This window comes from Enterobacter cloacae complex sp. ECL72, assembly GCF_019056635.1.
Classification (GTDB): domain Bacteria; phylum Pseudomonadota; class Gammaproteobacteria; order Enterobacterales; family Enterobacteriaceae; genus Enterobacter; species Enterobacter hormaechei_C.
The window spans coordinates 324861-350273 of the sequence record NZ_CP077659.1 but is presented as its reverse complement, the minus strand read 5'-3'; the positions used below and the strand labels follow the sequence as shown (position 1 = coordinate 350273).

Genomic DNA, 25413 nt, shown 5'->3' with positions numbered 1-25413 from the left:
GCCATTGCGCTGATGAATAGTTCTTTGCTACGCCTCATTGGCAATTTACCGTCATTTTCAAAATAGTTGCTGAGCGCCCGGGAGGGAGATCCCCCGCCCACGCACACCGTTGATCGCGCCCGTCACCCCACTGCACATTCAGGGAAACCGCTTCATGCAGACCGGTAAGCCAGACTTCTCCTTCATCACCGACGATAGCCGTTGCACTTTCCTGCGTGACAATGGCGCCGAAAGGTACCGGCTTGCCGTGGAAAAGCAGCGTGATAAGCGCACGCTTCCCCACTCGTGCATCAAAAATCGCTGAGATGGCCGCACCTTTTGTTGGGACAACATCCTGGGTAGCGGCGGCAATTTCAATATCTTCACGATCCTGGGTGTTGACCGTAATACCGTTTTTCCGGTAGGCCGTCAGGGAAGGGACAATCGCGTTACCAAAGCGATCGGTGTAGATCCCTCGCCCGTTCTGTACTTTGACGTTATCGCCATCTTTGATATGGACAATGGCAAAGGCGTCGCGGACGGATTGCCCCAGGGTTACTCCATGTTCATGCGCAACAATTGAACCCTGCGCGCTGTAGTTCCACTGTCGGTTATCGCCCCCGTAGTTATACCCCAGCCCGACATCACCGGCAGATCCCCGGTAGCGCCCGGATACACTGCCGCCATAGCCAGTATCTTGACTGGCATAGGTCTGCTGGAGGTTATAGCTGAGGTTATTGTTCTCAAGTGCCGTGCCGCCGATCCCTACCTGATGCGAAACGAATCCACCGCTGGCAGTGTTGGCGCTGTAAGTTGACCATGCGTTCGCTAGCCAGCGTGAAAGAGGTACGTTGACCATCAACGCCATTTGCCGATCGGTATTGGCGTCCGGCGTACGCGTCAGGCTGTAGCTTACCGACCAGGTTATACCGCGCCAGCCGGAGCTTAGCCCCGCACTGACGCTGCGCTCGTGTCCCGCCATGTTCCAGTAATCCTGCTGATAACCATTAAGGTAAGCCGATCCCCAGTCCGAAACGCGTTGGGAAAGATTAACCTGCATGCGGCTGCGCCGATTATTGGTTCGCCGATAGGTATAAATCCCATCGTCAATCTCGCTGTCACGCTGGTCGACAGCTTCCTGAAAGGTATAAAACCCTGAGGTGGAATAACGGTAGCTGGCAAGCGTCACGGTGGTGTCTGTATCCGGAATATCCCTGGAATACTGCGCACGCCATGACATCCCGCGGGCATCATCTCGTCCATCATCAAAAGCCGTACGGGCGGCGGTCACATCCACGGATGCCGATCCGAAACGGCCAAGATCGGCCCCTGTTCCCGCCAGCATAGCCTGATACGACGATGCAACGAGCGCGCCGGCGTATGTTGTTACGCCATAAGGCAGGCCGTAAATGACCGTCCCTTGCAGAAAAGGGGGCTCGTCCTCACCTTCATTACCGCGATAACGCCCTGCCGCCAGCGAATATTTAAATGCCCCTTCCCGCTGTAGCACCGGTACCGATGCGCTGGCCTGGATGAAGCTGTGTTCGCTGCCGTCGGCCTCTTCCACCGTCACCTCCAGATCCGGGCCGGATGTGACCTGGCTTAAATCGCGGATCTCAAATGGCCCCGGAGAGACGTTGCTTTGATAAATGGTGTAGCCGTTTTGCCTGATGGTGACCTTTGCATCGCTATTTGCGATACCACGCACCACGGGGGCAAACCCCTGCTGGCTGGTGGGCAGCATGGAAGTATCCGTTTCCAGCTTCACGCCGGTCATTTGGACGCTGTCGAAAAGCTCGCCGTTAGTGTACGTCTGGCCTATCTCAAGCTGGCTTTGCAGGGTTTTGATATCACGTTGCAGCGTACTGGCGATTGCATCCCAACCGGCGTTGTCACTCCAGGTGCTGTTGTTACGCAACCGCCACGCCCCGAGGTTGATCCCCGACTCCAGGCCAAGCCATGCAGATGACGTTTTACCAGAACGATAGTGCTGCTGAGAGCCGCTAAACTGGTAGCTTGTCCAGGCGGCGGGAGCACCGTCATCCCAGAATTTCGGCTCGATAGCCCCGGCCGCAGCCTGATCGCGGTATTTTTGCGGGATCACCAGCTTGAGGGTCTGATTATCCTGGTCGTAATCGTAGCGGGCATTATCAATAAAATGGGAGATGTCATCGATTATCACCGCATCATCCAGATCTTTCATGTCCGGGATCGTGTCGACTTTTACCCCTAATGCACGCAGATCCGCTTTGGTCAGCTCCGGTAACAGGCGCTGCTTATCGTCAGACAAGATCCAACTCACCGTGCGTTTATCCAGAACATCCCGATCCCACATAATGGTCGTCAGAAAGTTTCCGGGCAGTAAGCCATTATCATTAATGAAATTTTTTAGCGTTGAGGTGTTTTCCAGCGGAGTGTCCATCTCGAGGATCCGCAGGTTAAATTCGTCATCTGCACTCACAGGCTGGATCATCGCGAGCAGCGCTAACGCGATTCCCTTCAGAACCTGTTTGTAGAGTGGAGATGACGACATAGGGTACCAGCATTGTGTGTTTAAAGAGCCTGCTTGCGCTGGGAGGTTTGCGCGCCGAAATCGCTAATAGCAGTCCACGTCACGGGCCCGTTTGCAGATTGAGGCACAGAAAAATATTGCTCGCTGAAAGGTGCGACCATCATTGAAATCGCCCCCGGCGTTGTTCTTGTGTCAGTCACAGGGACACTTTTCCCGCCCACGGCCAGCTCGCCAAAGGAGACGTAAAACGGCGTTGGTTTTTTCGCAATGAGCTTGTTCCCCTGGCGGCGGAAGGTGATTTTTTCATAGGCTTGTAGCGCATCGGTTTCTTTCAAATCAGCAGGACGCCAGAACAGCTTCAGACGCGTTTTCATCGCGAATTGCAGCGTATTCTTGTCTTTTAAGTCAGGTGATAACGCCGAGACGGATTTCACATTCGCCAGAAATAAAGATTCGCGATCTGCGGGCAGATTTTTTTTATCGCCGGTAAAAATGATGTGCAAAAGGGTCTGACGATTTTCCTGTAATTTATAGACAGGCGGCGTAATGATGAAAGGTGCTTTTGCATCGTTGGGGTAACTCACCCAGCTTTGCACCAGATATCGAGTATGAGGGTCTTTATTTTTGAGTGCTATTTGTACTTCGGATTTATTCGATGGATAAATAATTCGCGTGCCACCGAGAACCACACTTGCCTGTACTGAACAGCAAGAGATAATCAAACATCCACCTAACAATTTTAATAAATAATTCATACTACGTTCCAGAAGGCAGCCCTTTCAGGCTGCCAAAATAGATTTAGCGATAAACAACCTCGAACGTTGCAGATGAGGAGTAGTGACCTGCTGTTGGTTTGTTATCACCAACCTGAATAACTTTCGCGGTGTAATTAAAGACAGATGCTGTGGCGCCAGTGGCATCGTTCGCAACATCGGTACCGGCTTCCGGTTCTGATCCGTTGAAAACCACGTCCCCCTTAGTCCCATTTTCATTACTGACAATGATGCCAACGTTGGTCGCATTGCCAGCGCCGGAAAGATCGTTCTTCAGGCGCTTGTATTCCGCATCCGTTGTGGTGCCGCTGAACTTGAGGTTCAGTTTGGCAACCAGCGGATCACATTTTTTCACTTCAATCTTAAAGGCCTTCGACGTCCCGACCTGACCGTCAGTACCAAAATCAGAAGGATAAGTATCTGCAAATGTGACGGTGGAAGTATTGGACCCCGAGCCATCAACATCAATTTCACAGGTATCCGCCACAATTTTTCCGGCGAAATTTACCGTACCAGAATCATTCGCTGCAAATACCGGCAGAGAAAGTGCAGCCATAAACGTGCTGGCCAGCACCGTTGAAACAACATATTTACTCATAACAATATCCTTATATGTGATGATGAAGATATCCATTCTTGATATATACAAAAATGTTGGGAAGTCCTCTAAGGAATATCCTGTGAGGTCAGTAAATTTCTGGGGAGGATTTAATCAGATTATTCTTCATCACGTCTAGATCGCAAAATGATAATGCCCGAATAATCGGACACAACTCTCTGTTTTAGATGAAAAAAAGCAAAAATTAATAATTCTACATTTTAAATTTAATAATTTTAAATATAAATGAATGTAAACATAAAAAAAGGCCGCTTAATCCTTAAGCGGCCTTTTATTCAGGAAACTAATTAGTTTCCGCCAAACATGTCCTTGATCCAGCCGGCGACACCGTCGCTGTCTTTCTTCTCATTCTGCTGCTGCGGCTGTTGCTGCGGCTGCTGGGGTTGAGAAGACTGATCGAACGGGTTACCTGTCGGTTCTTCTGGCTGACTTTGCTGACACAGCGCATCCGGGTTAGTCGTCCAGACCGGCAGCGTACGCATCCCGCCACCGCAGATAAAGTTGCCCGATGCGTCCACGCCCATATCAACGATATCTTCCGGGGCAACCAGGTTCAGCGGCACCGGAGACTGGTTGGCCAGGTAGCGCTGGTAAATCGACATCGCACCGCTCGCGCCATACAGTTTGGTCGGCTGGTTGTTATCGCGCCCCACCCAGGTGATGACCACTTCACGACCATCAATACCGGCGAACCAGGTATCGACGTTGTTGTTGGTGGTCCCGGTTTTACCCGCCAGATGCAGGCCCGGATACTTCGCTCCCAGCTGACGGCCTGTACCGCGCTGGACAACCTGCTGCATGGTCCACAGCGTCATATAGGCCGCCTGCGCCGGAACTGCACGTTCTGCCTGCGGGAAGCTCTGATACAGCACGGAGCCATCTTCGGCAATCACCGAACGCAGAGCGGAAAGCGGAGCACGGTTACCGCCGCTGGCGATGGTCTGGAACGCCTGCGCCACTTCGATTGGCGTCAGGTTAAGCGCCCCCAGAATCATCGCTGGCACCGGGTGCAGCTGATCTTTCGGTACCCCCAGCTTCTGCCAGGTGTCGGTAATGGCCGGCAGGCCCAGCGCCATTCCGAGGTTAACCGTTGGCACGTTCATCGAGCGGGTTAACGCATCCACCAGCATGACCTGGCCGCTGAACTGTCTGTCATCGTTCTGCGGTGACCAAACCTGGCCGTTAGGCTGGCGCAGGGAAATTGGCGCATCGGCAATCCAGGTATTCAGGCGATAAAGATTCGGCTGGCTCAGCGCGGTCAGATAGGTCGCCGGTTTTGCCAGTGAACCAATTGAACGACGCGCCTGCATGGCACGGTTATAGCCCGCAAACTGCGGCTCAGCACCGCCCACCATGGCACGAACTTCGCCGGTGTTACGGTCAACCACTACCATCGCGGTTTCCAGATCGCTCAGCTTACGCTGCTTTTTCAGCGCCGGAATACCTTCTACCGCCGCTTTTTCTGCGGCGTCCTGTGCCACGGAGTCAAAGGTGGTAAAGATCTTCACGCCGGAGAGATCTTTCACTTTATCCCCGAGCTTAGACTGCAACTCCTGACGCACCATCTGCATAAAGGCAGGCTGCGGAGAGATCACCCCACCGCGCGGCTGAACGCCCAGCGGACGCGCGCTCAGCATGTCGTACAGCTCCTGGTCAATCACCTGCTGTTGTTGCAGCAGACGCAGCACCAGGTTACGTCGCTCCAGCGCCAGTTTCGGGTTACGCCACGGGTTGTAGATCGACGCGCCTTTCACCATGCCCACCAGCAGCGCCTGCTGGTCAAGGCTCAGCTCTTCTACCGGACGACCAAAGTAGTACAGGCTCGCCAGCGGGAAGCCGCGGATCTCGTTGTCACCGCTCTGACCGAGGTACACCTCGTTCATGTACAGCTCAAGAATGCGATCCTTGCTGTAGCGCGCATCCATCAGCACGGCCATGTACGCTTCGTTGGCTTTACGCCAGTAAGAGCGCTCGCTGGAGAGGAACAGGTTTTTCACCAGCTGCTGGGTCAGGGTACTTGCCCCCTGCACCGTACGCCCGGCAGTCAGGTTCGCCAGTACCGCACGACCAATGGAGTAAAGGCTAATACCGTCGTGCTCGTAGAAGTGGCGGTCTTCGGTTGCCAGCAGGGTATCTACCAGCAGATCCGGGAAGCCATTACGCGCCACGAACAGGCGCTGTTCGCCGTTTGCGGACGACAGCATGGTGATGAGACGCGGATCGAGACGGAAGAAACCGAACTGGCGATCGTTATCCATGTTCTCAATGGTTTCCAGGCGATCGCCGTCAAAGGTCAGACGCGCGCGCACCTGCCCTTCTTTACTGTCCGGGAAGTCGAATGGACGGCGGATCATCTCAATGCTTTTCGCCTGGACGGTAAATTCACCCGGACGGGTCATTTTCGTGACCTGACGATACTGCGTGGCTTGCAGCAGCTTCACCATCTCGTTCTTGCTGATGGACATGTCCGGCTCAAGGTTCACCATGCGGCCGTACACTGCCGCAGGCAATTGCCAGACTTTCCCGTCGATACGGCTGCGGATCTTCTGATCCAGATAAACGCCGTAAATCGCGATCAGGACAACAAAAACAATGAACAGCTTCAGCAGCAACCAGAACCAGCCGCGCTTACCACGAGGCTTACGCCCTTTGCCTTTCCCTTTACGTGGCATCGGTTCTTCATCCTCATAATCGTCTTCATAGTCATCGTCATACTCCTCATCTCTGAGGCGACGACGGCTTACCTTTTCTTTCGCCGGACGCGTCGGCTTTCCCTTACGTCCTATTGGCTCGCGGTCATTCCCCGCCATGCTTTTTCTCCGCAACATTCAGGCGCAAAGGCCAGATTTTCTTATCTTGCACAGGTCAGTGAAAGAAGAAATCTCTCAAAGTTTGTTTCTCCCTTTCCCCATGGGAGAGGGCCGGGGTGAGGGCATCAGGCCGCACTCCCCTTTTCGATCCATTACGAATATTTCTTCGTGCGCCGTGTCGGCGCGGTATTCGCCGGATCGTCCGGCCAGACGTGTTTGGGATATCGCCCTTTCATCTCTTTCTGCACCTCACGATAGCTCCCCGCCCAGAACGCCCCCAGATCGCGGGTGATCTGCAAGGGACGATGCGCAGGCGAAAGCAGCTCAAGCACTAACGGCACGCGCCCTTCAGCGATGGATGGCGTGGTGGCCTCACCAAACATCTCCTGCATCCGAACCGCCAGCGCCGGCGGATTATCCTCATGATAACGAATGGCAATCCGGCTCCCGGTTGGCACAGTGTAATGCCCAGGCAGTTCACTATCCAGACGTTGACGTAACGACCAGTCCAGTAAATTCTGTAACGCTGCCTTAACATCAAGCGCCTTCAGGGCGCGCAGCGAGTGTACGCCGTTCATCTGCGGCAACAGCCATTGTTCAAGCGTCGCGAGCAGCGTCTCATCATTCACCGCTGGCCACCCCTGTTCCGGCAGCCACTTCGCGGCGCAATGCAGGCGAATGCGATACTGTTCGGCCTCCGGCGTCCAGTTCAGTACGCTCAGCCCTTTTTCCCGAATGCCGTTCAGCATCGCCTGGTGTAACTCTTCCTCCGACGGCTTCGCCAGCGGTTTCGTCCCGAGCGTCAGTTTGCCAATCTGGCTACGACGTAACGCCTTCAGCGTGCCCTGGGCATCATCCCATTCCACGATGTCAGATTGCTGAAGCAGCTGCGGGCAGGCACGCGTCAGGGCGTCAATATCCACGGCAACCGCCTGTAAAATACGCGCGTCCGGGGAATGGCTGCCCTGGAGCAAGAGCGGCGCGATCAGCCATTCGTGACGCGTCAGGGCGTCATCGCTGTCCAGCATCGCGCCCATCCCATTTGCCAGCTGATAGCGACCATCCAGCCCGCGACGGCGCGCGATCCTGTCCGGGAAGGCCTGGGCCAGCAGAGGGATAACTTTATCGCTGTCAGGCGAACCGCCCCGGCAATTCAGGCGTTTACACAGCTGCTGCGCGCGTTGTTGCCAGTTTCCCTGATGGCGAGAAAAGGCCTGTCCCAGATCGCTGCTGCCACCGCGCGGCGGCTCCTCAAGAATAGCCGCCAGTTTTGCCGCCGTGGCAATTTCATCGTCGCCCTGTGCTGCCACCAGCATTGCCGCCAGACGCGGATCGTTGCCCAGCGCCGCCATTTTCTGACCGCGCGCCGTCAGTCGCTCGTCTTCCAGCGCGCCAAGCTGGGTCAGCAGGCTGCGCGCGGCGGAAAGGTTCACGACAGGCGGAGGATTAAGCCAGGTGAGCTGGTCAGGGTCCGGGCAGCCCCACTGCATCAGATCCATCACCAGCCCGGAGAGATCGCTTTGTAAAATCTCAGGCGTGCTCTGCAATGCCGCACGCTCCGCCTGCTCGGCGCTGGTTAAATGCAGGCAAATACCCGGCTCAAGACGCCCTGCTCGCCCTGCGCGCTGCACCATTGAGGCCTGGCTGATGCGCTGCGTCAGTAGCCTGGTCAGCCCGGTACGCGGATCAAAACTGGCCACCCTCTCCTGCGTACTGTCCACCACCAGGCGAATGCCTTCGATGGTCAAACTGGTTTCCGCGATATTGGTTGCCAGCACCACTTTGCGCTGCCCCGCCGGTGCGGGAAGGATCGCCTTGCGCTGGTCAGCCAACGGCAGCGCGCCGTAGAGCGGGCACAGCATAACGTCACTGTTCACCCGGGATGCCAGCTGCTCCTGTACGCGCTGGATTTCGCCTACGCCGGGTAAAAACAGCAGCAGCGAGCCGGGTTCCTGACGGAGCAATTCGGCGGTGGCGATGGCAACCGCTTCGTCAAAACGCTGATGGGCAGGCAGCGGCTGATAGCGGCGCTCGACCGGGAACGCACGCCCTTCAGAGGAGATCATCGGCGCGTCAGGGAGCGTCTGCCGGAGCCGCTCGTTATCCAGCGTCGCCGACATAATCAGCAACCGAAGGTCGTCGCGCAGCCCCTGCTGAACGTCGAGCAGCAGCGCAAGGGCCAGATCGGCCTGGAGGCTGCGCTCGTGAAATTCATCAAGGATCACCAGCCCGACGCCGGTCAGCTCCGGATCGTTTTGCAGCATACGGGTGAGAATACCTTCGGTGACCACCTCCAGCCGCGTGGACGGTCCAACGCAGGTTTCGGCGCGCATCCGGTACCCTACCGTCTCGCCCGGTTTTTCATTCAGCAGTTCAGCCAGGCGCTGCGCCACATTGCGCGCCGCCAGCCTGCGCGGCTCCAGCAGGATAATTTTCCCGCTGATGCTCCCCTCGCGCAGAATTTGCAGGGGCAGCCAGGTGGATTTACCCGCTCCGGTGGGCGCGCTGAGCAAAACCTGTGGCGCATGTTCTAAGGCTGCGAGTAGCTCAGGAAGGACGACGGCGACGGGCAAAGAGGACACTTACGGCTCCAGAGGGTTAACATTAATCGGCGTACATTGTAGCATCGGCGCATATCATTACCGAGTCTTGCGCATGTCTGAGTCAAAACGGCTATTCTTCGCCATTGAATTACCCACCACGCTTCAACGGCAGATTGTTCGCTGGCGCGCCAGCCACTTCCCCGCAGAAGCGGGCCGCCCCGTCGTCGCCGCCAATATGCACCTGACGTTAGCCTTTCTTGGTGAAGTAAGCGCTGAAAAGCAGCGCGCGTTAAGCGCAATGGCCGGACGCATTTCGCAGCCGGGGTTTACGCTGCATCTTGACGATGCCGGGCAATGGCTGCGCTCTCGGGTGGTCTGGCTGGGGACGCGGCAGCCCCCTCGCGGACTGCTACAGCTCGCCAACATGCTGCGGGCGCAGGCCGCGCGCAGCGGCTGTTATCAGAGCCCGCAGCCGTTTCATCCCCACATTACCCTGCTGCGCGATGCGGGTCAGGCCGTTGCCATCCCGCCACCGGGCTTTCACTGGTCCTTTCAGGTGAATGAATTTGCGCTGTACGAATCTGCCTTTGTACAAGGACGCACCCGCTATACTCCGCTTCAGCGCTGGACGCTGGGCGACACGTTAAGGAATCCTGATGAAGTTTAGCCCTGCACTCCAGCCCGCCACGCTGATCCAGCGTTACAAACGCTTTCTCGCTGACGTGATCACCCCTGAGGGCGAAACGCTCACGCTGCACTGCCCTAACACCGGCGCCATGACCGGTTGCGCCACGCCGGGTGACACGGTCTGGTATTCCACATCAGAAAATACTAAACGCAAATATCCTCATACCTGGGAAATGACCGAGACGCAAAGCGGGGCATTTATTTGCGTGAATACCCTGCGCGCAAATCAGCTGGTTAAGGAAGCCCTGACAAATGGAATGCTTCCTGAACTGGTGGGTTACGGCACGCAAAAAAGCGAAGTGAAATATGGCGATGAAGGCAGCAGAATTGATTTTATGTTACAGGCGGAAGACCGCCCTGAGTGCTATATTGAAGTGAAATCAGTGACGTTAGCGGAACAGGAAAACGGCTTCTTTCCGGATGCGGTAACGCTACGTGGCCAGAAGCATCTGCGAGAGCTAATGAGTGTAGCGGCGGCGGGCAAGCGCGCCGTGTTGCTGTTTGCGGTTCTGCATTCAGCCATTGAACGGTTTTCCCCGGCCCGTCATATTGATCCTAAATACGCGCAATTGTTGAATGAGGCACAAAAGCAGGGGGTAGAGATTTTCGCCTATAAAGCGGAACTTTCTGCCGATAATATGACTCTGAGATCCTCTCTTCCCATTGTCTTATAAGGGATTAGACGATTGACTAATAAGTGTTCTGGCCGCGTGCGCAAATACGCTTTTCCTCACAGGGTTGTCAAGTGTTACGTTTAGATAATTGCCATACGGAAAAGCATCTGCTATTTATAGCGACCTGATTTTTCCCCCAACACGGGGATCGATAGTGCGTGTTAAGGAGAAGCAACATGCAAGAAGGGCAAAACCGTAAAACATCGTCCCTGAGTATTCTCGCCATCGCTGGGGTGGAGCCGTATCAAGAGAAGCCGGGCGAAGAGTATATGAACGAAGCCCAGCTGTCGCACTTCAAGCGTATTCTTGAAGCATGGCGTAATCAACTCAGGGATGAAGTCGATCGCACCGTTACACATATGCAGGATGAAGCTGCTAACTTCCCGGACCCGGTCGACCGTGCCGCTCAGGAAGAAGAGTTCAGCCTCGAACTGCGTAACCGTGACCGCGAGCGCAAACTGATCAAAAAGATCGAAAAAACGCTGAAGAAGGTCGAGGACGAAGATTTTGGCTACTGCGAATCCTGCGGTGTTGAAATCGGTATTCGTCGCCTGGAAGCGCGTCCAACAGCCGATCTGTGCATCGACTGTAAAACGCTGGCAGAAATCCGCGAAAAACAGATGGCCGGCTAACGCCTGCCCTCTCACTACTCAGCTAAGGCGGGAGTCTCTCCCGCCTTGTTACCGTTGATATGTCTGAATCTCACTATATCGGGCGCTTTGCGCCATCTCCCTCCGGTGAATTACACTTCGGCTCATTAATTGCCGCGCTCGGCAGCTACCTACAGGCTCGCGCCCGCCAGGGTCAATGGCTGGTCCGCATTGAAGATATCGATCCTCCACGTGAAGTTCCCGGTGCAGCAGACACTATTCTGCGTCAGCTGGAACATTACGGTCTTCACTGGGACGGCGACGTACTCTGGCAGTCTCAACGCCATGATGCCTACCGTGAACGTCTGGCGTGGCTTGCTGAACAGGGCCTTTCCTATAACTGCACCTGCACGCGGGCGCGTATTCAGAGCGTAGGTGGCGTTTATGACGGCCACTGCCGTACGCGGCACAACGGTCCTGAGAATGCCGCCGTACGGCTGATACAGCGTTCTCCGGTGACGCAGTTTACCGACGTACTCTCAGGAACAATTCAGGCGGATGAACGCCTGGCGCGTGAAGATTTTATTATTCACCGTCGTGATGGTTTGTTTGCCTATAACCTGGCGGTGGTTATCGATGACCATTTCCAGGGCGTTACGGAAATCGTGCGCGGGGCGGATCTGGTTGAGCCTACCGTGCGGCAAATATCGCTTTACCAGCAGTTTGGCTGGGCGGTGCCGGATTACATCCATCTGCCGCTGGCAGTCAATGAACAGGGAAATAAGCTATCGAAACAGAATCATGCCCCGGCGCTGCCTGACGGCGATCCGCGCCCGGTTTTGATCGACGCGCTGCGATTTCTCAACCAGAATGTAACGCAGGAATGGCAGGATCTGAGTCTGGATGAATTGCTGAAAACGGCCATTGCTGACTGGACGCTTATGGCCGTGCCAAAAATCCAGCATTCTCAAATGCGTTGCGCTGAGCTATGATTAGCCGCTTTTTTTGATAACAAAACACACTACGAGGTGTACTATTTTTACCCGAGTCGCTAATTTTTGCCGTAAAGTGCTGAGCCGCGAAGAGAGCATGGCGAACGACGCTATTGCACAGCCACACATGTCGGTCATTCCGCGTGAGCAGCACAATATTTCCCGCAAAGATATCAGTGAAAATGCCCTCAAGGTGCTCTATCGTCTGAATAAAGCAGGCTACGAGGCCTATCTCGTCGGCGGCGGGGTGCGCGATTTACTGCTGGGCAAAAAACCAAAAGATTTCGACGTGACGACCAGCGCCACGCCTGAGCAGGTGCGTAAATTATTCCGCAACTGCCGTCTGGTTGGCCGCCGTTTCCGTCTGGCGCACGTGATGTTTGGACCGGAAATTATTGAAGTGGCGACCTTCCGCGGTCACCACGAAGCGGGCGTTAACGATCGCACGACTTCCCAGCGCGGCCAAAACGGCATGCTGCTGCGTGACAACATCTTCGGCTCTATTGAAGAAGATGCTCAGCGTCGCGATTTCACCATCAACAGTCTTTACTACAGCGTGGCGGATTTTACCGTGCGCGATTACGTCGGCGGTATGCAGGATCTGAAAGACGGTCTGATTCGCCTGATCGGCACGCCGGAAACACGCTATCGCGAAGATCCGGTCCGAATGCTGCGCGCTGTGCGTTTCGCCGCCAAGCTGAACATGCGTATCAGCCCGGAAACCGCAGAGCCGATCCCGCGCCTGGCGACGCTGATCAACGACGTGCCCCCTGCCCGTCTGTTTGAGGAGTCGTTAAAGCTGCTCCAGGCAGGCTACGGGTTTGAAACCTACAACCTGCTGCGTGAGTACAACCTGTTCCAGCCGCTGTTCCCGACCATTACCCGCTACTTCACCGAAAACGGTGACAGCGCAATGGAGCGGATAATTGCGCAGGTGCTGAAGAACACCGATACCCGTATTCATAACGATATGCGCGTGAATCCGGCGTTCCTGTTCGCGGCCATGTTCTGGTATCCGCTGCTGGAAACGGCGCAGCGCATTACCCAGGAGAGCGGTCTCGCCTATTATGATGCGTTCGCGCTGGCGGCAAACGACGTGCTGGACGAAGGCTGTCGCACGCTGGCGATCCCGAAACGTATTACTACGCTGGTGCGTGATATCTGGCAGCTTCAGCTGCGTATGTCCCGCCGTCAGGGTAAACGCGCCTGGAAGCTGATGGAGCATCCTAAGTTCCGCGCCGCGTTCGATCTGCTCTCTCTGCGTGCTGAAGTGGAAAGGAACCCGGAACTACAGCGCCTGGCGCAGTGGTGGGGCGAGTTTCAGGTTTCTGCGCCACCGGAGCAGAAAGATATGCTTACGGATCTGGATGATGAACCGGCACCGCGCCGTCGTCACCGTCGCCCGCGCAAGCGCGCACCGCGTCGTGAAGGTACGGCATGACCCTTGCATATATCGCCATCGGCAGCAATCTGGCCTCTCCGCTGGAGCAGGTTAACGCTGCCGTGCAGGCCCTGGGAGAGATCCCCCAAAGCCGCATTGTCGCGCTGTCCTCATTTTACCGTACGCCGCCGCTCGGCCCGCAGGATCAACCTGATTATCTGAACGCCGCCGTGGTGCTGGAAACGACCCTTGACGCAGAAACGCTGCTGGATAATACCCAGTGTATTGAGCTACAGCAGGGTCGTGTCCGCAAAGCCGAACGCTGGGGACCGCGCACGCTCGATCTCGATATTATGCTTTTCGGTCACGAGGTGATTAACACCGAACGCCTCACCGTTCCGCATTACGACATGAAAAACCGCGGGTTTATGCTCTGGCCGCTGTTTGAAGTCGCGCCCGATCTCACCTTCCCTGACGGCTCCTCGCTGCAAGCCGTTCTGCAAAATCTCAACGCGGATAAACCGGCCCGCTGGTAATCCCGCCTCCGCATCGATTAACCATTCATTATTTGCGGTTAATCGATTGCCTAAAATCATTGTTCCCTCAAATGTTACTGTTAGAATGCGCAAAGATTCGCTTTTGGGCCATCAGGAAACAGTATGAAACCAACCACCATCTCCTTATTGCAGAAATGCAAACAGGAAAAAAAACGCTTCGCCACTATCACCGCGTATGACTACAGCTTCGCAAAACTGTTTGCCGAAGAAGGGATCAACGTCATGCTGGTCGGAGACTCGTTAGGGATGACGGTACAAGGACATGATTCCACTCTGCCGGTCACGGTCGAGGATATTGCTTACCATACCCGCGCCGTGCGCCGGGGTGCCCCCGCCTGCCTGCTGCTTTCCGATCTGCCGTTTATGGCGTATGCCACCCCGGAGCAGGCCTTCGAAAATGCGGCGACAGTGATGCGCGCCGGCGCCAATATGGTCAAAATCGAAGGCGGCGCCTGGCTGGTCGATACGGTGAAAATGCTCACCGACCGCGCCGTGCCGGTTTGTGGTCATTTGGGGCTGACGCCGCAGTCGGTCAACATCTTTGGCGGATATAAGGTGCAGGGCCGAGGCGATGCGGCGCAGACGCTGTTTGATGATGCCGTGGCGCTGGAAGCCGCGGGCGCGCAGCTGCTGGTGCTGGAGTGTGTGCCGGTTGAGCTGGCTAAGCGTATCACTGAGGCGCTGTCGATTCCGGTGATCGGCATCGGTGCGGGTAACGTCACCGATGGCCAGATTCTGGTCATGCACGACGCCTTCGGGATCACCGGCGGCCATATTCCAAAATTTGCTAAAAATTTCCTGTCAGAAGCAGGCGACATGCGTGCTGCTGTGCGGCAGTATATTGCCGAGGTTGAGTCCGGCGTTTATCCGGGCGAAAAACACAGTTTCCATTAAGGAGTCCAGGTGTGCTAATCATAGAAACCCTGCCGCTGCTGCGTCAGCATATTCGTCGGGCGCGTCAGGAAGGTAAACGTATCGCCCTTGTCCCAACCATGGGCAACCTGCACGATGGCCATATGAAGCTGGTCGATGAAGCGAGAGCCCGGGCAGATATCGTGGTAGTTAGTATCTTCGTTAACCCGATGCAGTTCGATCGCGAAGACGATCTGGCGCGCTACCCACGTACCTTGCAGGAAGATTGCGAGAAGCTCAAAAAACGTCATGCGGATATCGTCTTCGCACCGGCACCCGCAGATGTGTATCCCAAGGGTACCACTGAATCGACCTACGTCGACGTGCCGGGTATTTCGACCATGCTGGAGGGCGCCAGCCGCCCGGGCCATTTCCGTGGCGTCTCCACCATCGTCAGCAAGCTGTTTAACCTGGTGCAGCCGGACATCGCCTGCTTTGGCGAGAAAGATTTCCAGCAGTTGGCGCTGATCCGCAAAATGGTTGCCGACATGGGCTACGACATCGAGATCGTCGGCGTGCCGATTGTACGCGCGAAAGATGGCCTGGCGCTCAGTTCCCGTAACGGCTATCTGACCGCCGAACAGCGTAAAATTGCGCCGGGCTTAAGCAAAGTCATGAATACGATGGCAGAGCAACTGCTGGCAAAAGAGTTAACAGCAGAAGAGATTATCGCCCTGGCTGAAAAGGCGCTGAACGAGAAAGGTCTTCGTGCTGACGACGTTCAAATTCGGGATGCCGATACGCTTCTGGCACTTACAGAGACCAGCAAACGTGCGGTAATTCTGGTGGCGGCATGGCTCGGCCAGGCCCGCCTTATCGATAACAAAGTGGTTGAGCTGGCGTAGTTTTTCTACCCGGAAGATGAAAGGTAAACGTAATGATTCGCAAAATGCTGCAAGGTAAACTTCACCGTGTGAAAGTCACTCAGGCCGACCTGCATTATGAAGGCTCCTGCGCGATCGACCAGGATTTTCTCGACGCGGCGGGTATTCTCGAAAACGAAGCCATTGATATCTGGAACGTAAATAACGGCAAACGCTTCTCTACCTACGCCATTGCCGCTGAGCGCGGGTCCAAAATCATCTCCGTCAACGGTGCGGCGGCGCACTGCGCGGACGTAGGCGATATCGTGATTATCGCCAGCTTTGTCATGATGTCTGACGAAGAAGCGCGTCGCTGGCAGCCAAAAGTAGCCTACTTTGAAGGCGACAATGAGATGAAACGTACCGCGAAGGCGATTCCGGTACAGGTTGCCTGATAATATTTATCCCACGACCCATTCCTGCGCATTTATTAAATGAATGGGTCTTTAAAAAGCATTTATAGAATTAATATTCAAACTCTCCCCGCACAACCAGACAATCCCATCACATTGATAACAAATAATTTTAAATTTACTAAACTATTCATTTAGTTTAAATCACGCACAACATCTATATTTCATTGAGATTAACAATATAATTCGCCACGAAATTTAATTTCAAATAAAAGCTTTACGGGCACTTATTATTCACTCAACGAATATGGATATTTAAATGATTTCTAAAAAATATGGTTTGGCAATTGCTATGGCAAGCGTATTGGCTGCGGGTTCAGCGGTAGCAGCAGATCCTCACACCGGCACTATTACTTTCCACGGCATGGTTTCTAACAATACTTGCCAGGTCTCCCTTGACCAGAAAATCGATCAGAACGGTAACGATTTTGACGTGACTCTGGACACTGTATTTGTGCGTGATTTCGCAAACGCACTGGGTAGCACCAGCACCCTGGGTGAAAAGAAATTCAGCCTTTCACTGACCGGTTGTGATACCGCAACTGTGAAGAAAGCATCTGCACAGTTCTCTTCCTGGGCTGGCTCCTCTTCTACCGAAGGCGGTCTGCTGGTTCCACCAAGCAATGCTCAGGGTTCAGCTAAGAACGTTAACCTGGTGCTGTCAAACGACGGTAACTCAGCTACCGATCAGATCAAAATTGACCAGACTAACAACTCCCAGAAAGCAACCATCGATGAAACTTCTGGCGCAGGAAACCTGTACTACCGCGTAGCGTACACCCAGGGTCAGGGTTGGGATGCAACAAGTAATCCAGTTTCTGCTGGTACCGTGCAGGCACAGGTTGCCTTCACCATGATTTACGAATAAGAGATTCGTAAACTTTAAATTAAGCAATCCTTCATGATGAATGAGGGATTGCTTGTGTAATTCCAAAAGGAAGTGGAAAAAATGTCTCATTCAGTCTTCATTAAAAGTTTTCAAGCCGTATTGCTCGCAACTGCCGTTTTGGCCACATCGAATGCAAGTGCGGATATTGTTATTTCCGGCACCCGTATTATCTATCCACAGTCATCGAAGGATGTTGTTGTTAATCTCGATAACCATGGAACCAAACCGCTTTTGGTTCAAACCTGGCTTGATGATGGGCGTGATGGCGTAAATCCGGAAGAGTTAAAGCTTCCTTTTATCATTACCCCTCCAGTATCCCGTATTGACCCGAAAAAAGGCCAATCCGTACGTATTACCTACACAGGTACACCTTTACCACAGGATCGTGAATCGCTTTTCTGGTTCAATGTCCTGGAGATTCCACCAAAATCAAAAGCTGCGGATAAAGAGAATCTTAACCAGCTTCAGCTGGCATTCAGAACACGTATTAAATTCTTTTACCGTCCTGACGGGTTAAAAGGCTCGGCAGGTGAAGCAGCTGAGCATTTGACATGGACGCAGAAAAAAGAAGGAAACGCGGTTAAGCTTGTTGCCCATAATAATTCACCGTATAACGTCTCCGTTTCGGCGGTAACCATTAAAGCCAGTCAAAAAACATACGACGTTGATCATAAGGCCGTTCCACCGTTCAGTGATACCACAATGACGGTTAAAGGTTTAGCTTCTGCCGTAAATGGTAAAGTAGAGTTTGATTCTATTAATGACTATGGCGGCACAGACCATCACGAAGCGGGACTAAAATAGAGCACCCTTTAATACATATAATAATTAATAGCATTAACTCTGTGGAGAGCACCCTCTCTGCACTGATTAAGTGGATGTGCCATGTTATTTAAACGTTCTCTTTTATGTCTTACGATAAGTGCAGCATTGCCTTTTTATGCCTGTGCAGAAAATATCACGCCAGCAAAAGATCTGCCTGATAATGAAGAAGAGGTCGAGTTTAACGATCAATTTCTTTTAAATGGCAGCGCTAATATTGATATTAATCGTTTTTCACATGGCAACCCGGTTTTACCGGGGACCTATCGCACTAAGATCAACCTGAACGGTAAACTGAAGTCCACCGTGGAGGTCACGTTTAAAGATAACGGAACACCTCGTGCGACCCCGTGCATAACAAAACTGCTGCTGTCACAATCGGGTGTCGACACCAGCACATTGCCTGACGGACCGGAAGACGATGAAACCTGCGTCGATATTAAAAAATCTTTCGCTGGCGCTACGGTTAGCTATGACAGTGGCAAGCAGGCTATGGATTTTAATTTTCCCCAGATTTATGTGCTGAAACGCCCGGCGGGCTATGTCGATCCATCGTTGTGGGATAACGGGATTCCTGCCGCTCTGCTCTCTTATGACATGAACGGCTGGCGTAGCGAGAACAACGGCAGTACATCAGAAAGTGCATATGTAGGGTTACGCTATGGTCTGAATATGGGGCCATGGCGCCTGCGCTCGCGTGGCAATTTTAACTGGGACAAAGATAGCGGCACAAAATACTCCAGTCAGGATGTCTATTTGCAGCGCGATATTACACCATTGAGTGCCCAGTTTGTCATCGGCGACTCTTACACGCGTGGCGAGGCATTTAACTCTATGAGCCTTCGCGGCGCACGCATGTACAGTGACGATCGCATGTTGCCAATGGGGTCCACAGGCTACGCGCCTGTCATTCGGGGTGTCGCGAACAGTAACGCGAAGGTCAGCGTCACGCAGAGCGGCAATAAGATTTATGAAACCTCGGTGCCACCAGGCGCGTTTGAAATAAACGACCTGAGTACCACAGGTTACGGAAATGATTTACTGGTAACGATTGAAGAAGCGGATGGCAGCAAACGCTCCTTTACCGTACCCTTTTCATCCGTCACGCAGATGCTCCGTCCGGGAGCCTCTCGCTGGGACGTCGGTTTAGGTGAATTAAATGACGATTCACTGATTGATGCGCCTAAAGTGGGTTACGGTACGCTTTACTATGGCCTGAATAATACGTTCACGGGTTATATTGGCGCGCAATATACCGACATGGATTTTTATGCCGGTATTCTCGGCGTGGCAATGAACACCCCTGTTGGTGCGTTTGCATTCGACGTTACGCAATCTTATGCAGATATTGAGGGGCTGGATAAATTAAGCGGGCAAAGTTATCGTTTAACCTACAGCAAAATGATTGAGTCGACGAATACTTCCTTTAACGTTGCGGCTTATCGTTTCTCGACGGAAGACTACCTGACGCTTAACGATGCGGCGCAACTTCAGGACAGTATTAGGCACCAGAAGTACTCAAACCGTAGCTATGACTCAAACGAAGCGCTATATGCAGACTATCAGCGCACCAAAAACCAGGTGCAAATTAGTCTTAACCAACCGCTAACCTCCGGAGAAGACAATTTTGGCTCCCTGTATGTAAGCGGCACCTGGCAGGATTACTGGAACGCGACGGGCTCTACTTCCAATTACAATATTGGGTATAACAATAGCTTCACCTACGGCAGCTACAGCTTGTCATTACAGCGAACCTATGATCAGAACGGCAAGAAAGACGATAGCGTTTATTTAAGCCTAAGCATTCCATTAAGTGTATTCTCAAAAGATAGAGGGAATGCCGGTGGATTCTCAAACATCAATATGGGATTACGTTCCGACCTTAAAGGCGGCACAAGCTTTAACACGTCCGCGGGTGGAAATACGCAAGATAATAAGGTGAGTTATTCCGTTAGCGCCTCGTCAAACAGTGGTAATTATGGTGACCTGAATCAGATAAGCGGCTACGGGTCCTATAACAGTGAATATGGCCCGCTGGGGTTATCTGCCTCTTTTGGTGATGACAACAGTAAACAATATTCTGCCTCCTATAACGGTGGCATGGTCATCCATTCAGGAGGTATTGCATTTGCGCCAGGGAGTATTGGTGACAACGATGCGCTGGCACTGGTCAAAGCGAGTGGTGCGAAAGGCGCCGGTATCGGCTTTGGTAACAGCGAAATAGGCAGTTCCGGCTATGGCATTCTGCCTTATATGTCTGCCTACCGTGAAAACCGCGTATACCTTGATATCAGCACGCTGGAAAACGACGTTGAAATTAAAAACACCAGTGAAATTACGGTTCCCCGCAGTGGTTCCGTTGTGCTGGTTGATTTTGCAACCGATGAAGGTCGTTCATTAATTTTAGAACTTAAGCGCACCGATAACGGATTTATTCCTTTAGGCGCTGATGTTTTAAATGAAAAAAATGAATCTATTGGCACCGTGGGACAGGCGGGGCAAGCCTATGTCCGCGGCGTTGAGGATGAAGGCAAGCTTCATGTTGTCTGGGGAAGCGATAAAGACAGTAAATGTGACGTGCATTATAACGTCTCATCACATGCTCAAAAAGTAGGACTTACAACGGTGCTCAGCAATCAAGTGTGCCAGATGTAATTATTCGGGAAAATAGACGAGAGTTTGTATGAAAAAAAATCTTTATAGCCTGTCAGTCGTTGCCGTAACGATGCTGGCGTTATCAGGTTCGGCGCTCGCCGAGGGCACGAATCTCGATGTTAACTTTACGGCCAATATCCGTGAAACCACTTGTGATATGAAACTGATGGGCGGTACGGGTTCCGATACGGATCAAACACTGCTCATTGGTAACGGCGGCCAGGTGCGTCTCGACGATGTCAAAGCTGGCACCGCAAATGCCAATTTCAAAATTGTGATTGTTGAATGCCCGGCCTCTCTGATCTCACTGAAAGCCACGGTAAAAGGAAGCCAATCGGGTTATTTGCTTAGCGGCCTTGTTAATCAAAAACCAAAAGCCGATGGAGGCGCAGATTTCTCTGCTGTTGAAATTGCCAGAGCCAGCGCACCGGAGGCCCCTTTTATCATCAACTCTGACGATGATGCTAAGCGACTGGTCTGGAGTGCAACAGAAATCCAGAATAAAGAAGTTCCTTTAGTAGCCACAATACGTGAAACCAAAGTTAATAGCATGACAGTTGGTGATTTTGAGGCTACTGCGACTTTTGAATTTAGCTACGAGTAATTGGTGCAGGAAAACGGAGCAACATTATGAAATTTAAATCTACTTTTATCGCCCTGTCCGTTTCTGCACTTCTGTATTCGGGAATGGCAAACGCAGCAATTACAGGTACTGACAGTGTTAAATTAACGATAAAATCAAAAATAGTCTCGGGCACGTGTACAGCAAAAGTGCTTAACGGTGCAGGAACTGCGTCCACTGAAATTGCGTTTGGCGACGTATATAAAACCGATCTGGTAAATAAGACTCGTGTCGAGCCGTTAAAAATTGCCTTTACAAACTGCTCTGGTGTAACTAAGGCAACGGTAGCCGCAGCGAGTGGTGCAGGTGGGGGATGCTCGGGTCCGAAAACGGACGGAGATTCTTATTCTGCTGGGTTAGCAACAGGCTTCGAAATCTGGTCAGGAGTTGTAGATACTGGCGTAATGTTGAGTTGCAAAAGGCCTCCGGCGGCACAGGAGGTCACCATTGCTGACGGTGTAGGGGAATTCCCGATGAACTCACGCATTGTGATTGCGAAAGACAGAAATATTGCCGATGTTGGCACAGGTGCCGTTACTGCGCCAGTAACCTTCACAGTCACCTATCAATAATTCCAGGAACCATTATGCAACAATCACCGTTTAATTTACACCAGCCCGGTCTTGTGTTGCTTATCGGTCTGGCTGGTAGCACTCTGCCTGGCGTAAGCCAGGCAGGTTCAGGTATGGATGTAAACCTGACAGCAAACATCGTTAATAATACCTGTCGGCTAAGCGTCGAAAACGGCGGAGAGATCACTTTGCCGACCGTGTCACGAGACTGGTTTTATAACAGCGACAAGAGCGATCGTTTATCGCCAAACGATGATGAAGCTGGAACGCCTTTTACCATCCACGTAGATGACTGCTATGCGAGCAGTACAGAAGGCGCAACGATTAACAAACTAAAATTTAGTTTTGCTCCGCAAAATGGTTTCTGGAGTAATCACAACCAGGTGTTTAAAAACGATGCCACAGCCGGTGCGGCTGAAAATGTGGGTATCGTTATTTTTTCAGATACGTTCAAAACTAACGTCCTGAACAGCGACGGGACATCAAACGTTATTTACGATGTCGGTGGAAGTAGTGAGAACTATATAAAGGATTATGGCTTTTACGCACGTTATCAGAATATTGGAACGATCACCAGCGGTGTGGTTATGAGTAATGTTCTGGTTAATGTCAGCTACGAATAAAGGGATTTAGGATGAAAAAATATCTCACTATATTAGCTCTCGTGATGCTCGGAATTAGTAGCACAACGCATGCGGCATTAGAATGCAAATTTAACAGCAATGACACGCTGCTCATCATGTCTCCGGGTACACAACCGGTTATTACTCCCCTGCCCGTTGGGACGGTAACGACACCTGTACAGATCAGCAACACGATAATTATGGAGACGACACCATCATTGTCATCACATTGTGCTGTTGGTGACGACGGTGAAAACGTTTATCAAATGACAAACAATGCCATGCATATTGGAGAGATTGATGGAAAAGCCACGTTTAGGACAAACGTTCCGGGGATAGTCTACACGCTGGCATTTTACCCTGATGGCAACGGCGTAACGGCCTGGTTTCCACCCAATGCGAATGCGTTCTACCTTACCGGCAACGACCATGATAATGAAGGTGCCGTGGATGGCAAAACGTGGCATGTTCGCATGGAATTCTGGCAAACAAACGGATTTGTAGGTATTCCTCTTGACGAGGATTTCTTGACCGCAAGCAGCGGTCCTATCGGACAAATTGTCCTTGGCGATCCGGATTCAGCAATAGACGATCATCCACGCCCTCTGGTAAATATGTCCGAGATGTCATTTAGCATTCCATTAAATCGCCCGACCTGTGTCTTACGTGCGCCCACAACGGTAAATCTTGGTGACTGGTATCCCGCAGAAGTCGAAAACGGGAATACCAGCAAAGTCGAGTTCCATGTTACGGGTACATGTGTAAATACAACCGCTGTTTACTATACGTTATCCTCCACACATACCACCGCAGATAAAAAATATTTTACCAATACCGTCGAGAATACAGGTGGTGTTACTGCGGCAGGAGGCGTCGGCGTCATGATTACGGATTCTGAAAATGATCATTACCCCGTGCCGGCAGACAGTTATCAACGAGTCATCGCTATAGGAGAGATTGTTGGGGATCCTGTTAGTATTATTGACAGATCACTTTGGGCCACGTTGGTCAAAACCGGTAGCGATCCGGTAACCGTCGGTGTTTTCGGTACCACCGTGACCATTCAGACCACGTACGAATAACCTACCCCTGCGGCTGATTGCTGATCAGCCGCGACATCGTCTCCAGCGAATCCGTTCTCAGAATATACAGTCGCTTCAGTAAGAACGGATTATCCCCCGGCTTCACCTTCCCCTTCACCGTTGTCACTGCCAGATGAAAACCGGCATCATTCGCGGCTTTAATCGCTTTATTGTCATACCCGCCAAACGGGTACGAAACATACAGCACGCGCGGGTTGAACTGCGCCAGTGCACGCCGTGAGCGTTCAAAATCGTACAGGATCACGTGATAGCTGCGGCTCAATAAGATGGGGTGCTTATACCCATCCACGCGATGCAGAAAGTGGGTGTGAGACTGAATGTCGAACACATCCTGGATGCCCTTGATTTCCTGAACGCTCATAAACTGTAGCGATCGGGGATCCCACTTCTGCGGGTGACCTTTGATGCGGGATGAGATAATAAACGCCGTCGCGTTGAAGCCATACTCTTTCAGCACCGGATACGCGTAGCGGCTCACCGATTTCAGGCCATCATCAAAAGTGATCACCACCGCTTTCGCGGGGAGGTTCATCTTGTTACGCACGTACCCTTCAAGCTGGTACATTGTCAGCGTGGTATAGCCTTGATCGCGTAACCAGGCCATCTGATTATTAAACGCACGTACGCTGGTTGTCGTGGAGGTATGTCGAAAACGGGTGTTCTCTTCATCACGCAGGATATGGTGGTAGGTCAGAACCGGCAGTCCGTTATCTTCCTGTGCATCCAGGCTGCTGATCCACGCCAGACGATTGCCGATGCGAATTTGAAACCAGGTCTGGTTCAGGCGATCTTTCAGCTTATTCAGAATCGGATAGCGAAGATTGGCGCTTAAGGTGCCAAAGGGCGCGCTTCCGCTGCTGGGGGCGTTATACACCGGCGTGTCTTTCCAGGTGATGAGGTTTTGATTGCTGAGCGGCTTGTTCAGATCGCCCAGACTATCCTCAACGCGTTGCTTACCCTGCACTTTTTCCAGGTGCTCTTTATCAATAAACCCCGTACCGAATCCGAAACGAAATTCATAGTAATCCGCCGCGGCCGGAAAGACGGCGAGGATCTGCCCGGCGCGGACATTGCCCACGTTCACGACGGCATTTCCCACCTGCGCCCAGATGGCCGCATCTTCGGTGGTTTGCATATATTGGGCAGGAAGGCCTTGCTGACTGGTCAGGCTGGCAGACGCACCACCGGAGACCAGTAGCAGAAGGATAAAGATAACGCGCATGAGCATGGGATATAAATCGATACGGAAAATCAGTCGCCATTGTAGCAAAAGCGACATCAATACCAATGTTTAATGCTTATACAGATCGTGAAGCAGAACGAAAGGCGGATTCTTCTGCTGCTGGTGCCACAGGCTGCTCACGCCCGGCGAGCCCTGCGCCACAATGGCGTGACGAAACTCAGCGCTACTCAACGTTGCGCGCAGCGGATACATCGCTTCGAGTAAAGGCAGGCTGATACCGGAGATTACTTCACAGTTATCATGCTTATGGCTCATTAACGCCGCTGAACGGTAAGGCGCCGCGCCCGATCTGTCGGTGAGAAAAATCACGCCATCACCGGTGTCGGTTTCATGCAGCGCGTCGCACATCATCCGGCTTAGCATATTGGTGCTCAGCCCTCGCCAGTAATTTACCGCACGACATTGCGCCAGAGGGCCAAATCGGGCCTCCAGCTTCAGGAGCATTTCCTGTGCCTCTTCATCGTGGCAGGTGATAACCCATCCCAGCATATCGTCTCTCCTTAGCAGGCGAGTAGTTTATCCAGGTGAAGGTTAGTTTACGGTGATAACTGTCAAAGAAAGTGCCCGGCAAACAGAACG

The 25413-nt window shown here is 52.7% G+C and carries 23 protein-coding genes; 16 read left to right on the top strand and 7 right to left on the bottom strand.

The annotated features are described in order from the left end of the window. Positions 1-34 precede the first annotated feature (34 nt). The 5 genes from KTH07_RS01640 to hrpB form a co-directional block, all read right to left on the bottom strand. Entirely contained in the window at positions 35-2512 is a 2478-nt protein-coding gene (locus KTH07_RS01640; RefSeq protein WP_032620935.1) for a fimbria/pilus outer membrane usher protein, read from the bottom strand. Positions 2513-2532: 20 nt separating this feature from the next. Continuing rightward, positions 2533-3246 carry a molecular chaperone gene (locus KTH07_RS01635; protein WP_032620934.1) on the bottom strand — a complete coding sequence of 238 codons (714 nt, stop codon included), beginning with the start codon at positions 3244-3246 and terminating at the stop codon, positions 2533-2535. Positions 3247-3289: 43 nt separating this feature from the next. Further along, the gene (locus KTH07_RS01630) at positions 3290-3898 is read right to left on the bottom strand and encodes a fimbrial protein (protein WP_017383750.1); all 609 of its coding nucleotides are present in this window, start codon (positions 3896-3898) and stop codon (positions 3290-3292) included. Between the two features lie 272 nt (positions 3899-4170). Next, positions 4171-6693 (bottom strand): bifunctional glycosyl transferase/transpeptidase, encoded by a 2523-nt coding sequence (mrcB, locus tag KTH07_RS01625; protein WP_017383751.1) that lies wholly within the window; start codon positions 6691-6693, stop codon positions 4171-4173. Between the two features lie 152 nt (positions 6694-6845). Continuing rightward, positions 6846-9275 carry an ATP-dependent helicase HrpB gene (gene hrpB / locus KTH07_RS01620; RefSeq protein WP_032620933.1) on the bottom strand — a complete coding sequence of 810 codons (2430 nt, stop codon included), beginning with the start codon at positions 9273-9275 and terminating at the stop codon, positions 6846-6848. 73 nt (positions 9276-9348) lie between these two features. Between hrpB and thpR the strand changes: the two genes are divergently transcribed. The 16 genes from thpR (at position 9349) to KTH07_RS01540 (ending at position 23570) form a co-directional block, all read left to right on the top strand. Further along, positions 9349-9903 carry an RNA 2',3'-cyclic phosphodiesterase gene (thpR, locus tag KTH07_RS01615; protein ID WP_003856249.1) on the top strand — a complete coding sequence of 185 codons (555 nt, stop codon included), beginning with the start codon at positions 9349-9351 and terminating at the stop codon, positions 9901-9903. Beyond that, the gene (gene sfsA, locus KTH07_RS01610; RefSeq protein WP_017694492.1) at positions 9893-10597 is read left to right on the top strand and encodes a DNA/RNA nuclease SfsA; all 705 of its coding nucleotides are present in this window, start codon (positions 9893-9895) and stop codon (positions 10595-10597) included. The genes thpR and sfsA overlap by 11 nt, the downstream gene beginning before the upstream one ends. Positions 10598-10773: 176 nt before the next feature. Further along, positions 10774-11229 carry an RNA polymerase-binding protein DksA gene (gene dksA / locus KTH07_RS01605; RefSeq protein ID WP_001155232.1) on the top strand — a complete coding sequence of 152 codons (456 nt, stop codon included), beginning with the start codon at positions 10774-10776 and terminating at the stop codon, positions 11227-11229. Between the two features lie 59 nt (positions 11230-11288). Further along, complete coding sequence (gene gluQRS / locus KTH07_RS01600) at positions 11289-12179, top strand: tRNA glutamyl-Q(34) synthetase GluQRS (RefSeq protein WP_023303096.1); 891 nt, start codon at positions 11289-11291, stop codon at positions 12177-12179. A gap of 43 nt (positions 12180-12222) precedes the next feature. After that, positions 12223-13620, top strand: coding sequence for a polynucleotide adenylyltransferase PcnB (gene pcnB, locus KTH07_RS01595; protein ID WP_026080645.1), 1398 nt, complete (start codon positions 12223-12225; stop codon positions 13618-13620). Then, complete coding sequence (gene folK / locus KTH07_RS01590; protein WP_023303095.1) at positions 13617-14096, top strand: 2-amino-4-hydroxy-6-hydroxymethyldihydropteridine diphosphokinase; 480 nt, start codon at positions 13617-13619, stop codon at positions 14094-14096. Before pcnB ends, folK begins: the two co-directional genes overlap by 4 nt. A gap of 123 nt (positions 14097-14219) precedes the next feature. Then, positions 14220-15011 (top strand): 3-methyl-2-oxobutanoate hydroxymethyltransferase, encoded by a 792-nt coding sequence (gene panB, locus KTH07_RS01585; protein ID WP_023303094.1) that lies wholly within the window; start codon positions 14220-14222, stop codon positions 15009-15011. Between the two features lie 11 nt (positions 15012-15022). Beyond that, positions 15023-15874 carry a pantoate--beta-alanine ligase gene (gene panC, locus KTH07_RS01580; protein ID WP_217310873.1) on the top strand — a complete coding sequence of 284 codons (852 nt, stop codon included), beginning with the start codon at positions 15023-15025 and terminating at the stop codon, positions 15872-15874. Positions 15875-15906: 32 nt separating this feature from the next. Further along, positions 15907-16287, top strand: coding sequence for an aspartate 1-decarboxylase (gene panD, locus KTH07_RS01575; RefSeq protein ID WP_003856284.1), 381 nt, complete (start codon positions 15907-15909; stop codon positions 16285-16287). Positions 16288-16564: 277 nt separating this feature from the next. After that, complete coding sequence (locus tag KTH07_RS01570; RefSeq protein ID WP_063162020.1) at positions 16565-17173, top strand: fimbrial protein; 609 nt, start codon at positions 16565-16567, stop codon at positions 17171-17173. An 81-nt stretch (positions 17174-17254) separates the two neighbouring features. Further along, positions 17255-17998, top strand: a complete 744-nt coding sequence (locus tag KTH07_RS01565) for a fimbrial chaperone (RefSeq protein ID WP_015572704.1) — start codon at positions 17255-17257, stop codon at positions 17996-17998. A gap of 81 nt (positions 17999-18079) precedes the next feature. Next, positions 18080-20671 carry an outer membrane usher protein gene (locus KTH07_RS01560; protein WP_063162019.1) on the top strand — a complete coding sequence of 864 codons (2592 nt, stop codon included), beginning with the start codon at positions 18080-18082 and terminating at the stop codon, positions 20669-20671. Between the two features lie 28 nt (positions 20672-20699). Next, positions 20700-21275, top strand: coding sequence for a fimbrial protein (locus tag KTH07_RS01555; protein WP_063162018.1), 576 nt, complete (start codon positions 20700-20702; stop codon positions 21273-21275). Positions 21276-21301: 26 nt separating this feature from the next. Beyond that, positions 21302-21865, top strand: a complete 564-nt coding sequence (locus KTH07_RS01550; RefSeq protein WP_015572702.1) for a hypothetical protein — start codon at positions 21302-21304, stop codon at positions 21863-21865. Positions 21866-21879: 14 nt separating this feature from the next. Next, entirely contained in the window at positions 21880-22488 is a 609-nt protein-coding gene (locus KTH07_RS01545) for a fimbrial-like protein (protein WP_023303090.1), read from the top strand. An 11-nt stretch (positions 22489-22499) separates the two neighbouring features. Continuing rightward, positions 22500-23570, top strand: coding sequence for a fimbrial protein StkG (locus KTH07_RS01540; protein WP_023303089.1), 1071 nt, complete (start codon positions 22500-22502; stop codon positions 23568-23570). A 1-nt stretch (position 23571) separates the two neighbouring features. Here the strand turns inward: KTH07_RS01540 and KTH07_RS01535 are convergent, their stop codons facing one another. Then, the gene (locus tag KTH07_RS01535) at positions 23572-24819 is read right to left on the bottom strand and encodes a polysaccharide deacetylase family protein (protein ID WP_032620926.1); all 1248 of its coding nucleotides are present in this window, start codon (positions 24817-24819) and stop codon (positions 23572-23574) included. Positions 24820-24882: 63 nt separating this feature from the next. Next, positions 24883-25323: a PTS sugar transporter subunit IIA gene (locus KTH07_RS01530; RefSeq protein ID WP_015572698.1), complete on the bottom strand. Its 441-nt coding sequence runs from the start codon at positions 25321-25323 to the stop codon at positions 24883-24885. Positions 25324-25413: the final 90 nt, after the last annotated feature.